The following is a 12,172-nucleotide window of genomic DNA, read 5'->3' as shown; positions in this document are numbered from 1 at the left end:
TGCACGCAACCTGGCCATCGCGTTCGAGCATTACAACGAGAAGCATCCCCATAGCGCGTTGAAATACCGCTCGCCTCGCGAGTTCCGGCGCTCGATGGATTCAGCAACCTTAGTGTGATGCTGTGTCCGGTATTACAGGGTCAACTCCACAAACCGACGACCGGTGTTTGGTTTGATGCTCGTGGTTAAGCACAGGTGGCGGTGAGGAAGCGCTCAAGCGTCTTACTCTTGATCTATGACGGCTCGCGTCCGTGCCATGTCAACCTGTCGAAATGAAGGGTAACATAGTAAGGGCTATGTTACCCTTCATTTCGGGACGTCGAGCGAACGCCCCAGGCTCGTGGCGCTCACACAACTAATTTTGTTGCTACCGGCGGCCGCCGAGATCTGCTGCCGGCACCACGCTGGCGGCCAGCCTGCTCCGCCTTCCGCCGGAGCCCTGTCGGACGGTTTCCTGGCCGGAGTTTTGTGGCAAAACACACCCGGCGTGATAAACGCGTATCTCGCTAGCCCCGCCCGCTGCCGGCACAGGCGAGCCTGCCGATCGTCCATTGCGGCACAAAATTAGTTGAAATCGCTCAGCGGGTTACAACTTTAGTTGACGGCGCAACACCGATAGACACAACTTTAGTTGAAACGCGATTTGGCCTCTCAGCGTTGCATGACAAGGGTTTGCGGGACATGCGCCATTACACGAGGATAGTTACAACTTTAGTTGTGTGAGCGGCACGCTCAGCGCTGCGCGTCCAGAAGGCTTGGAAGCTGGCCGCGATAAGCACGGCCTGACGTGGCCGACGTGGTTCATTGGAGGCCGGCGCGGCTTCCTCGACGAAACGGCGCTGCCCGCTACAATTGAGCTTTTTCGTTTCCACCCGTTAGGATGCCTCTACCCCGTACCGACTTCTTCGATCGCGTGTTGCAGGATCCATACGACCGATTATTGGCGTCCGATTTGGCCAAGCAGTACCTTTCCGGCGAGTTCCGTCTGGACGGCGAGGTAATCGGCGCCGAGACGGTGATTGATTTCGATGGGATCGAGTTGGCCAGCGCCGAGTATGCGCAGTTGCTGATGATCTTCACCGACGCGCGTGTCCATGAGCAGGCCCAATATGTGGTCGGGCCGGACGCGGCGCCACCGGGGGTGTACTACACCTCGATCCAGCCCGCGATCCTGCAACACCCGCACAAGAACCGCATCGGCTTGTACGAGGAGGTGGACGATGGGACGTCGTTATATCTTGGCGAAATCGATGATGACGAGGACGACGTTGCGGAACCGGGGAACCCGCAGGCGTTGCACATCGATCACGTGTTCCTGCGGCACCAGGCGCCCGATTGGCTTGGCACGGTGGCCTATGCCCTCTGCGCGATGACTGCGCACCGTCTCGGCTATCGCCGGATTACTCTGATCGCGGGAGGTGGGGTTGGCTATGACGCGCAGTTGATCGGATATCGCTATTGGCCCAAGCTCGGTTTCGATGGACCGCTCGAGGACGACGAGCGCGCGATCCCGGCCTTCGGAGCCTGTCGAACCGTGCAGGACCTGCTGGAAATCGACGAGGCTTGGTGGAGCGCCCACGGTTCGCAGCGGCTGATGGAGTTCGAACTCGCCGCTGACAGCCGATCCTGGACAAAGCTGCTAGACTATTTGCTGGATAAGGAGTTGATATGAGCCACGTGACGAAACCGCTGAAGAAAGCTGCGTCGACGAAGGTTGCGGCGAAGCTCATCGTGCGCGTGTCGCAACGCACAAAGAAGCCGGCACCGCTGACGGCGGACGGCAAGGCACGGCTGCGCGTCGCGGCCCGGCGGTCGAGCACGCGCGTGACGCCGGAACTTCCGGAATGGCGCAAGGCGGTGTAATCAAAGACGGGCCGGTTGGCCCGTTTTTTAACTGTTCTACCTAGTCGCGGTCAGTCATGCGAATGAAAAAGGGGCGTTTGCGCCCCTTTTTTTTGTGCACCCCCTCGCGGGCGCTTCCGTGCCCCCGGGGCGAGAACCTCGTCGATTCATTTGGTCGAATCGGAACTCTCATCCTTCCACGTCGGACGGGGTTTTTCGCCGTCCTTCCAAGCGTCCGCAAGCTGCTCGGGCCTCCAGAACCAGCCGCGTTGCGGGCTCTTGATGTCCGCGATCTTCTCGTGGAAACCCCAGTCATTCGCAGCCACGTAGGCCGGCAGCATGATATAGCGGTACAGATCGAAATCGATTCCGTCATTGCGATTCTTCCGGCTTTCCGGGCTGTAGCTGTCTACATCTTGGAAACGAAGCCATTGACGCCACGCATAGCGCATCTGCAGGTCGAGCCGCTTGGCGAGGGTCGGTTGCAGTGAGCCGCTCTTTGCGGCCATATCGCTCAGTTTCTGGTCAAGTAGAGGATGTGCGTACGGATTGAGCGGAGGCTCAATCTCGCCGCGGGGATTCTGTGCCTTCTCCCGCGCATAACCCGCGTCAAAGCGTTCGAACATCGTGATCCATCCGTTTCGCTCATCCTGCAACGGGGGGGGCGGCCGCTTTGCCTCGAGAGCGGCAGCCGCATCGGCGGCTCCTTCGTCGGCCTGCAGATCCTCCAGCCGCAATTCGATCTGTTCGATCTGGCGATCTAGTTTCTCCGATCTCCGGCCGAACTGCATTCGGCGCAGTTTCGCGATCATGAGCTTCAGATGCTCGATTTCGAGAGCCCGCGACGAGAGCTGCTTTCGCAGCTTTGTTACCACGACGGTACGATTGCCCGATCAAACTCGGGCACCGCACCACGCGTGACTGCCACTGCCGGCCCCGCAGGGGAGTCGACACCGGTCTTCGCAAGCCGCAGTCAGTGACAACTTTGCTTCGGTCTACTCCATTCCCGAAAGGGCCCGGTCAGCAATCGTACCCTTGTGATAGGGGGAATCGCTGAGACGCTATCCTGTTTCGTTGCTGCAAGCGGATGAACGATACCGTGATTTGTATCAATTCGTGATATGTCGGTCCGCGCAACAATGGGTTCGATCACGGTGACAACGGCGAAACGGCCTGATTTCGAATGTCGATCGTTCTTTACAACCGGTATTTCACCACCTTAAATAATCAGGGTCTGCCAATAGACCGGAAAAACGAGATCCCCATGAGCCATTTCCTGGATAGATTGCGTTATTTCTCCACCACGAGGCCACGCTTCTCCGACGGACACGGCGCCGTCACCGACGAAGATCGGAAATGGGAAGACGGTTACCGGATGCGCTGGCAGCACGACAAGATCGTCCGCTCGACGCATGGCGTGAACTGCACGGGTTCGTGTTCGTGGAAGGTCTATGTGAAAGGCGGGATCGTCACCTGGGAAACCCAGCAGACCGACTATCCGCGCACGCGCCCCGACATGCCGAACCACGAGCCGCGCGGCTGCTCGCGAGGCGCGTCATACTCGTGGTACCTGTACAGCGCGAACCGCCTCAAGCATCCGCTCGTGCGCAGCGCGCTCGTGAAGCTGTGGCGCGAGCGCCGTCGTAGGCTCGGCCCCGTCGAAGCGTGGCGCTCGATCGTCGACGACGATGAAGCGCGCCGTTCGTACCAGAGCCGGCGCGGGCTCGGCGGCTTCGTGCGCGCAAGCTGGGACGAGGTCAACGAGATCGTCGCGGCTGCCAACGTGCACACGGTCGAGCGGCACGGCCCCGATCGCGTGGTCGGCTTCTCGCCGATTCCGGCGATGTCGATGGTGTCGTACGCGGCAGGTTCGCGCTACCTGTCGCTGATCGGCGGCGTGTGCCTGAGCTTCTACGACTGGTATTGCGACCTGCCGCCCGCGTCGCCGCAGACCTGGGGCGAGCAGACCGACGTGCCGGAATCGGCCGACTGGTACAACTCGACCTTCATCATGATGTGGGGCTCCAATGTCCCGCAGACGCGCACGCCGGACGCGCACTTCCTCGTCGAGGCACGCTATCGCGGCACCAAGGTCGTGTCGGTGTTCCCCGATTATTCGGAAGGCGCGAAGTTCGGCGACCTGTGGCTGCACCCGAAGCAGGGCACCGACGCGGCGCTCGCGCTCGCGATGGGGCACGTGATCCTCAAGGAATTTCATGTGGCGGGGAAGAGCGACTACTTTGCCGACTACTGCAAGCGCTACACCGACATGCCGTGCCTCGTGCGCCTCGTGCCGCACGGCGACGGCTACGTGCCCGAGCGTCTCGTGCGCGCGTCCGACTTCGACGATGCACTCCACGAAGCCGTGCACCCGGACTGGAAGACCGTGATGATCGACGACACGAACGGCGAGTTCGTCGTGCCGGTCGGGTCGGTCGGTTTCCGCTGGGGGCAGCAGAACGACGCCGACAAGGGCAAGTGGAACCTGCGCGCCGAGACGTCGAAGGGGGCGGCGCTGTCGCCGCGGCTGTCGTGCACGACGCAGCACGACGACGTGGTCGACGTGCTGTTTCCGTACTTCGGCAACCAGCCGCACGCGCACTTCAACTCGACGCGCCACGCGTCCGAGCTGTCGCGCCGGATCGGCGTGCGGCGCATCGCGACGCGCAACGGCGACATGCTGGTCGCGACCGTCTATGACCTGTTCGTCGCGAACTACGGGCTCGACCAGGGCCTCGGCGGCCGCGACGTGGCGATGAGCTACGACGACGACCTGCCGTACACGCCCGCGTGGCAGGAGGCGATCACCGGCGTGAAGCGTGCGGACGTGATCTCGGTCGCGCGGCAGTTCGCGGAGAACGCGCACAAGACGCAGGGCAAGTCGATGGTGATCATTGGCGCGGGGATCAACCACTGGTTCCACATGGACATGTCGTACCGCGCGATCATGAACATGCTGATCATGTGCGGCTGCGTCGGCAAGCCGGGCGGCGGCTGGTCGCACTATGTGGGCCAGGAGAAGCTGCGGCCGCAGACGGGCTGGACGGTATTGTCGGGCGCACTCGACTGGAGCCGCCCGCCGCGCCAGATGAATTCGACGTCGTTCTTCTACGCACACACCGACCAGTGGCGCTACGACCCGATGGATCCGGCCACGCTGCTGTCGCCGCTCGCGGACAAGTCGAAGTTCCATGGCGCGCCGATCGACTACAACGTGCGCGCGGAACGGATGGGCTGGCTGCCGTCCGCACCGCAGCTGTCGGCGAATCCGTTGAAGGTCGGCACGGCGCTGGCCGATCCCGCGCACGCTGGCGCCGACATCGCGCAGCAACTGAAGGCCGGCACGCTGAAGATGGCGAGCGAGGATCCCGACGCGCCCGGCAACTTCCCGCGCAACCTGTTCGTGTGGCGCTCGAACCTGCTCGGTTCGTCGGGCAAGGGACACGAATATTTCCTGAAGCACCTGCTCGGTACGACCAACGGCGTGCAGGGCGAGGATCTCGCTGCGACCGGCGGTCCGCGTCCCGAGGAAGTGACCTGGCACGACGAAGCACCGCGCGGCAAGCTCGACCTGCTCGTGACGCTCGATTTCCGGATGTCGACGACCTGCATGTACTCGGACGTCGTGCTGCCGACCGCGACGTGGTACGAGAAGGACGACATGAACACGTCCGACATGCACCCGTTCATCCATCCGCTGTCGGCAGCGGTCGACCCCGCGTGGGAATCGAGAAGCGACTGGGAGATCTTCAAGGGAATCGCGAAGCGCTTCTCCGAGCTGTGCGACGGGCATCTCGGCGTCGAGCGCGACGTCGTGCTCGCGCCGATCGCGCACGATACGCCGGGCGAACTCGCACAGCCGTTCGACGTGCAGGACTGGAAGCGCGGCGAATGCGAGCCGGTGCCGGGCCGCACGATGCCGACCGTGACCGTCGTCGAGCGCGACTATCCGAATACCTATGCGCGCTTCACGTCGCTCGGGCCGCTGATGGACAAGCTCGGCAACGGCGGCAAGGGCATTGGCTGGGACACGAAGGACGAAGTGAAGCTGCTCGGCGAGCTGAACTACAAGGTCACCGACGGCGCCGCGCAGGGGCGCCCGCGCATCGACACGGCGCTCGACGCGGCCGAGGTGATTCTCGCGCTCGCGCCCGAGACCAACGGCGCAGTGGCGGTGAAGGCGTGGCGCGCGTTGTCCGGCATCACGGGCATCGACCACACGCACCTCGCTGCCGCGCGCGCCGACGAGAAGATCCGCTTCCGCGACATCCAGGCGCAGCCGCGCAAGATCATCTCGTCGCCGACTTGGAGCGGGATCGAATCCGAGCACGTGTCGTACAACGCCGGCTACGTGAACGTGCACGAACTGGTGCCGTGGCGCACGATGACCGGCCGCCAGCAGCTGTATCAGGATCACGCATGGATGCGCGCGTTCGGCGAATCGCTGTGTGCATACAAGCCGCCGGTCGATACGGGCAGCTATGCGCACATGCTCGGCACGCGCTCGAACGGAAACCCCGAGCGCGTGCTGAACTTCCTTACGCCGCACCAGAAGTGGGGGATCCACAGCACGTATACGGACAACCTGCTGATGCTGACGCTGTCGCGCGGCGGCCCGATCGTGTGGATGTCGGAGGACGACGCGAAGGCGATCGGCGCAGTCGATAACGACTGGATCGAGTGCTACAACTCGAACGGCGCATTGTGCGCGCGGGCCGTCGTCAGCCAGCGGATCCCGTCCGGGATGGTGATGATGTATCACGCGCAGGAGAAGATCGTGAACACGCCGGGCTCCGAGATCACCGGCACGCGCGGCGGCATCCACAACTCGGTCACGCGTATCGCGCTGAAGCCGACCCACATGATCGGCGGCTACGCGCAGCTCGCGTACGGCTTCAACTACTACGGCACGGTCGGCTCGAATCGCGACGAGTTCCTGATCGTGCGCAGGATGAACAAGATCGACTGGCTCGACGGCGAAGAGACCGCAGCCGCCACTCAACATGTTCGCGCGGGAGAAGCGTCATGAAGGTACGCGCACAGATCGCAATGGTGCTGAACCTCGACAAGTGCATCGGGTGCCATACCTGCTCGGTGACCTGCAAGAACGTGTGGACGAGCCGCGAGGGAATGGAATACGCGTGGTTCAACAATGTCGAGACGAAACCGGGCATCGGTTATCCGAAGGACTGGGAGAACCAGGACCGCTGGCGCGGCGGTTGGCAGCGGCGCACGGACGGCAAGATCGAGCCGCGTCTCGGCAGCAAGTGGCGCCTGCTCGCGCAGATCTTCGCGAACCCGCACCTGCCCGAGATCGACGATTACTACGAGCCGTTCACGTTCGACTACGCGCACCTGCAGGAAGCCGGCAATACACGCGCGATGCCGGTTGCGCGACCGCGCTCGGTGATCAGCGGCCAGCGGCTCGAGAAGATCGAGTGGGGGCCGAACTGGGAAGAGATCCTCGGCGGCGAGTTCGAGAAGCGCGCGAAGGACTACAACTTCGAAGCGGTGCAGAAGGACATCTACGGGCAGTTCGAGAACACCTTCATGATGTACCTGCCGCGCCTGTGCGAGCATTGCCTGAACCCGGCGTGCGTCGCGTCGTGCCCCTCCGGCTCGATCTACAAGCGCGAGGAAGACGGCATCGTGCTGATCGACCAGGACAAGTGCCGCGGCTGGCGCATGTGCGTGTCGGGCTGCCCGTACAAGAAGATCTACTACAACTGGCAGAGCGGCAAGGCCGAGAAGTGCATCTTCTGCTATCCGCGCATCGAGGCCGGCCAGCCGACCGTGTGCTCGGAGACCTGCGTGGGCCGCATCCGCTATCTCGGCGTGCTGCTGTACGACGCCGACCGGATCAGCGAGGCGGCCAGCGCGGAGAACGAGAAGGACCTGTACGAAGCGCAGCTGTCGCTGTTCCTCGATCCGGACGATCCGGCGGTGATTGCGCAGGCCGAGCGCGACGGCGTGCCGGCCGCGTGGATCGACGCCGCACGGCGTTCGCCGACCTACAAGATGGCGATCGACTGGAAGATCGCGTTCCCGCTGCATCCCGAGTACCGGACGCTGCCGATGGTGTGGTATGTGCCGCCGCTTTCACCGATCAACTCGGCCGCGAACAGCGGCGCGCTCGGGATGAACGGCTACCTGCCGGACGTCGAATCGCTGCGCATTCCGCTGCGCTACCTCGCGAACCTGCTGACGGCGGGCGACGAGGCGCCCGTGAAGCTTGCGCTCGAACGGCTGCTCGCGATGCGCGCATTCATGCGTGCGCGCCACGTGGACGGCATCGATGCGCGCGGCGTGCTCGACCAGGTCGGTCTGTCGCTCGCGCAGGTCGAGGAGATGTACCGCTATCTCGCGATCGCGAACTACGAGGATCGTTTCGTGATCCCGACCACGCACCGCGAGTATGCGGAGAACGCGTACGACCTGCGCGCGTCGTGCGGCTTCTCGTTCGGCAACGGCTGCTCGGACGGCCGTTCCGAAGCGAGCCTGTTCAGCCCGAAGAAGGGCAGCAAGACGATTCCGATCCACGAGGCTTCCCGATGACGAACACCGCACCCGATCCGACCTACGCGGCGCTCGCGGCGCTGCTCGACTATCCCGACGAAGCGCTCGTCGACGCGCTCGACTCGATCGAGGCGCACCTGCGCGACCGCACGCGCATGCCGAAACCGGTGCGCGCGGGCCTCGACCGGTTCATTGCGTATGGGCGCGAGCGCGACCTGCTGACGCTGCAGGAGAACTACGTGGGGCTGTTCGACCGTGGCCGCGCGACGTCGCTGTACCTGTTCGAGCACGTGCACGGCGAATCGCGCGACCGCGGGCAGGCGATGGTCGACCTGCTGCAGATGTACGAGCGGCACGGCCTGTTCCTGAACCGGGGTGAACTGCCTGACTACCTGCCCGTGTTCCTCGAATACCTGTCGCGTCTGCCGGCGCCCGATGCGCGCAAGCTGCTCGCCGAAACCGGCGAGATCCTGCGCGCGCTGGCCGGGCAGCTCGCGCAGCGCGGCAGCCACTACAGCTTCGTCGTCGGCGCGCTGTTGCCGATGGCCGGCCTCGCGCCGGCCGACCCGCCGGATGCGGCCGACGACGACGTGGCCGCCGAGCGGCCGAGCGCCGACGACTACCGTGCGCTCGACGCGTCGTATGCGGACGAGGCCGTGCGCTTCGTCGGCGCGGCGACGCCGGCGGAGCAGACGGTGCGATTCCACGACAAGCGGCCGGCCCGCGGTGCGTAAGCGCGGGTCCAACTGGGAAAAGACATGAACGCTTACTTGCATCAGTTCCTGTTCGGGATCTACCCGTACATCTGCCTCGCCGTGCTGCTGGTGGGCAGCCTGATCCGCTTCGACCGCGAGCAGTACACGTGGAAAAGCGATTCATCACAGTTGTTGCGCCACGGCATGCTGCGGCTCGGCAGCAACCTGTTCCACTGGGGCGTGCTGGTCGTCGTGCTCGGCCACTTCGGCGGCTTTCTCGCGCCGCACTGGCTCGTGTCGCCGTTCCTGTCGGCGTCCGGGCACCAGCTCGTCGCGATGGTGGCAGGCGGCGCGGCCGGCGTCGCGGCGATCATCGGGCTCACGATCCTGATCTGGCGTCGCCTCGGCGATCCGCGCATCCGCCGCAACAGCCGCCAGTCGGACGTCCTGATCGTGCTGATGCTGTGGGCGCAGCTCGCGCTCGGGCTCGGCACCGTCGTGTTGTCGACGCGCCATATGGACGGCGTGATGTTCGAACAGCTGACCGATTACGTGAAGGGCGTCGTCACGTTCCGGCCGGATATCGCGAACCTGCTCGTCGGCGTGCCGCTGACGTACCGGCTGCACATCGTGCTCGGCTTCACGATCTTCCTCGTATCGCCGTTCACGCGGATGGTGCACATCTGGAGCGGGATCGCGTCCGTCGCATACCTGATCCGCCCGTACCAGCTCGTGCGCAAGCGCTGAGGATGCCATATGAACAATGCTCTCCCCGAAGTCGCAGCGGTGCCGCTGACGATCAACGGCGTTGCGATCGACGAAGCAGCCATCGCGGCCGAGGCCGGGCATCACGGCGACGCGCCCGATCAGCTCGATGCCGCACGGCGCGCGCTCGCGGTGCGCGAATTGCTGCGGCAGCGTGCGGTGTCGCTCGCGCTGCTCGAAGAAGGTGTGCCGCTCGATGATGCGGCCGTCGACGCGTTGCTCGACCGCGAGCTCACCCACTTGCCAGAACCCGATCGCGCCGATTGCGAACGCTATTACACGCAGCACCCGGCGCGCTTTCGCCGCAACGACATCGTCTATGCGAGCCACGTGCTGTTCGCGATGACGGACCGCGTGCCGCTCGCACCGCTGCGGCAGCGCGCGGAACGGGCGCTCGCCGATGTCGTGGCCGCGCCCGACACGTTCGAAGCGGTCGCGCGCGTATCGTCGAACTGCCCGTCGGCGGAGGTGGGCGGCAGCCTTGGGCAACTGCTGCGCGGCGACACGGTGCCGGAATTCGAGGCCGCGCTGTTCGACTCCGACGGGCTCGGCGTGCTGCCGAAACTTGTCAATACGCGCTTCGGCTTCCACATCGTGTGTATCGAGCGCCGCGTGCCGGGTGACCTGGTGCCGTTCGACGAAGCCGCCGCGCAGATCGCCGCGTACCTGTCGGAACGGGTGCGGGAGCGGGCGATACGGCAGTACGTGGCGATTCTCGCAGGCGGCGCGCGCGTCGAAGGCGTCGCATTCGACGGCGCGAACGGGCCGCTGGTCCAATGAAACGAGGTTTGGCGTATGGCAACTCAACAACAAGGTAGCGTGGCGCCGGCCGGCAGCGTGCCGGCGATTCCGCTGCGTGCATGGTCGGTGCTGGCCGCGAGCACGCTCGCGTTCATGGTGTGTTTCGTCGTGTGGATGATGTTCGGCGTGCTCGGCGTGCAGTTGCGCACCGATCTCGGGCTGAACAGCACGGAGTTCGGGTTGCTCACGTCGACGCCCGTGCTGACCGGCGCGCTGATGCGCTTGCCGCTCGGCACGTGGACCGACCGCTTCGGCGGCCGGATCGTGATGACGGTGCTGCTCGTGGTGTGCGCGGTGCCCGTCTATATCGTCAGCTACGCGACGCAGCTGTGGCAGTTCCTGTTGATCGGGCTGTTCCTCGGCTGCGTCGGCGCTTCGTTCGCAGTCGGCACGCCGTATGTCGCGCGCTTTTTCCCGCCGCAGCGGCGGGGGCTCGCGATGGGCGTGTTCGGCGCGGGCACGGTTGGCGCGGCCGTCAACCTGTTCGTCACGCCGCTGTTGCTCGACGCGTACGGTTGGCGCGTCGTACCGCGCATTTATGCGGTTGCGCTGCTCGTCACGGCGCTGATCTTCTGGTTCGCGTCGGCGCCCGACCCGGGCGCAGGCAAGCGCGGCGGGTCGATGCTCGATGCGTTCAAGGTGCTGCGCGACCCGCGCGTATGGCGGCTCTGCCAGTACTACTCGATTACGTTCGGCGGCTTCACGGCGCTGTCGCTGTGGATTCCGCAGTACCTGAAGACCGAATACGGGATGTCGCTGGTGATGGCGTCCGCGTTCGCGGCCGGCTTCTCGTTGCCGGGCTCCGTGCTGCGTGCGCTGGGCGGTGCGCTGTCCGACCGCTTCGGCGCGCACGCAGTCACGTGGTGGGGGCTGTGGGTCGCGTGGATCGCGCTGTTCCTGCTGTCGTATCCGGCGACCGACTTCGTGATCCACACGATCGACGGCACCGCGACGCTGAACGTGTCGATGCCGGTGGCCGGCTTTGTCGCGCTGACGTTCGTGCTCGGTGCAGTGTTCGCGCTCGGGATGGCGTCGACCTTCAAGTACGTTGCGGACGACTTCGCGGACAACATGGGTGTCGTGACGGGCATCGTCGGGCTCGCGGGCGGGCTCGGCGGCTTCCTGCTGCCGATCCTGTTCGGTGTGCTGCTCGACCTTCTGCGCGTGCGCACGACCTGCTTCATGTTCCTGTACGGGATCGTGTGGGTGTCGCTGATCCTCATCTACCTGTCGGAAGTGCGGCGCACGCCGGTCACGGGCTGACGGGTTGCGATCGATGCGCGGGCGCGATGCCGGAACGGTTCGGCATCGCGCATCGCCATAGTCGTGCATGGAACGCCGCGCACGACGTTTCCGGCCGCGCGCGCATCTGTCAAACTGGCGCCCATGAAACCGCGCCTCGCTTTACTGACCTGCGGTGGAATTTTGTAGCCAGTCAGGCAGTGAGTCTCGCGTCGATATTATCGGAATCCAGCCAGGCTCGACGGACCGTGGCGGGAGGTTGATAGCGATGTGCGCTATGGGGCCGGCGCTCGTTGTAGAACTGTCGCCAG

9 protein-coding genes and 2 pseudogenes are annotated in these 12,172 nt (G+C 64.6%); 9 read left to right on the top strand and 2 right to left on the bottom strand.

Going from position 1 to position 12,172, the window contains the following annotated elements; genetic code table 11:
• From DPV74_RS33030 to DPV74_RS33020, 3 genes are all read left to right on the top strand, one after another.
• On the top strand, window positions 1–118 hold a 118-nt coding region (locus DPV74_RS33030), incomplete at its 5' end, for an integrase core domain-containing protein (RefSeq protein WP_162922907.1).
• Between the two features lie 834 nt (window positions 119–952).
• Window positions 953–1,672: a hypothetical protein gene (locus DPV74_RS33025; RefSeq protein WP_226113872.1), complete on the top strand. Its 720-nt coding sequence runs from the start codon at window positions 953–955 to the stop codon at window positions 1,670–1,672.
• Window positions 1,669–1,863 (top strand): hypothetical protein, encoded by a 195-nt coding sequence (locus DPV74_RS33020; protein WP_119338703.1) that lies wholly within the window; start codon window positions 1,669–1,671, stop codon window positions 1,861–1,863. Before DPV74_RS33025 ends, DPV74_RS33020 begins: the two co-directional genes overlap by 4 nt.
• 644 nt (window positions 1,864–2,507) lie before the next feature.
• Here the strand turns inward: DPV74_RS33020 and DPV74_RS33015 are convergent.
• Window positions 2,508–2,717, bottom strand: a pseudogene (locus tag DPV74_RS33015) (transposase); the annotation flags it as partial.
• Window positions 2,718–3,106: 389 nt separating this feature from the next.
• On the opposite strand from DPV74_RS33015, the gene DPV74_RS33010 reads away from it, so the two are divergent.
• The 6 genes from DPV74_RS33010 to DPV74_RS32985 are packed head-to-tail and all read left to right on the top strand — an operon-like array spanning window position 3,107 to window position 11,882.
• Complete coding sequence (locus DPV74_RS33010; protein WP_119338702.1) at window positions 3,107–6,871, top strand: nitrate reductase subunit alpha; 3,765 nt, start codon at window positions 3,107–3,109, stop codon at window positions 6,869–6,871.
• Window positions 6,868–8,397 (top strand): nitrate reductase subunit beta, encoded by a 1,530-nt coding sequence (narH, locus tag DPV74_RS33005; RefSeq protein ID WP_119338701.1) that lies wholly within the window; start codon window positions 6,868–6,870, stop codon window positions 8,395–8,397. The genes DPV74_RS33010 and narH overlap by 4 nt, the downstream gene beginning before the upstream one ends.
• On the top strand, window positions 8,394–9,092 hold the full coding sequence (gene narJ / locus DPV74_RS33000; RefSeq protein WP_059619956.1) for a nitrate reductase molybdenum cofactor assembly chaperone: 699 nt from the start codon (window positions 8,394–8,396) through the stop codon (window positions 9,090–9,092). The genes narH and narJ overlap by 4 nt, the downstream gene beginning before the upstream one ends.
• A 24-nt stretch (window positions 9,093–9,116) precedes the next feature.
• The gene (narI, locus tag DPV74_RS32995; RefSeq protein WP_059619954.1) at window positions 9,117–9,800 is read left to right on the top strand and encodes a respiratory nitrate reductase subunit gamma; all 684 of its coding nucleotides are present in this window, start codon (window positions 9,117–9,119) and stop codon (window positions 9,798–9,800) included.
• A gap of 9 nt (window positions 9,801–9,809) precedes the next feature.
• On the top strand, window positions 9,810–10,598 hold the full coding sequence (locus DPV74_RS32990; protein WP_059619952.1) for a peptidylprolyl isomerase: 789 nt from the start codon (window positions 9,810–9,812) through the stop codon (window positions 10,596–10,598).
• Between the two features lie 15 nt (window positions 10,599–10,613).
• Complete coding sequence (locus DPV74_RS32985) at window positions 10,614–11,882, top strand: nitrate/nitrite transporter (protein ID WP_119338700.1); 1,269 nt, start codon at window positions 10,614–10,616, stop codon at window positions 11,880–11,882.
• 172 nt (window positions 11,883–12,054) lie between these two features.
• On the opposite strand, the pseudogene DPV74_RS32980 reads toward DPV74_RS32985, so the two are convergent.
• Window positions 12,055–12,172, bottom strand: a pseudogene (locus tag DPV74_RS32980) (IS3 family transposase); the annotation flags it as partial.

The organism is Burkholderia sp. HAN2018, assembly GCF_024704855.1.
Taxonomy (GTDB): Bacteria; Pseudomonadota; Gammaproteobacteria; order Burkholderiales; family Burkholderiaceae; genus Burkholderia; species Burkholderia cepacia.
This window is presented reverse-complemented; position numbering and strand designations above follow the sequence as displayed.

Excerpts from the sequence above, each read along its gene's own strand:
- DPV74_RS33020 (WP_119338703.1), top strand. The coding sequence starts at position 1,669 with ATGAGCCACGTGACGAAACCGCTGAAGAAAGCTGCGTCGACGAAGGTT.
- DPV74_RS33010 (WP_119338702.1), top strand. The coding sequence starts at position 3,107 with ATGAGCCATTTCCTGGATAGATTGCGTTATTTCTCCACCACGAGGCCA.
- narH (WP_119338701.1), top strand. The coding sequence starts at position 6,868 with ATGAAGGTACGCGCACAGATCGCAATGGTGCTGAACCTCGACAAGTGC.
- narJ (WP_059619956.1), top strand. The coding sequence starts at position 8,394 with ATGACGAACACCGCACCCGATCCGACCTACGCGGCGCTCGCGGCGCTG.
- narI (WP_059619954.1), top strand. The coding sequence starts at position 9,117 with ATGAACGCTTACTTGCATCAGTTCCTGTTCGGGATCTACCCGTACATC.
- DPV74_RS32990 (WP_059619952.1), top strand. The coding sequence starts at position 9,810 with ATGAACAATGCTCTCCCCGAAGTCGCAGCGGTGCCGCTGACGATCAAC.
- DPV74_RS32985 (WP_119338700.1), top strand. The coding sequence starts at position 10,614 with ATGGCAACTCAACAACAAGGTAGCGTGGCGCCGGCCGGCAGCGTGCCG.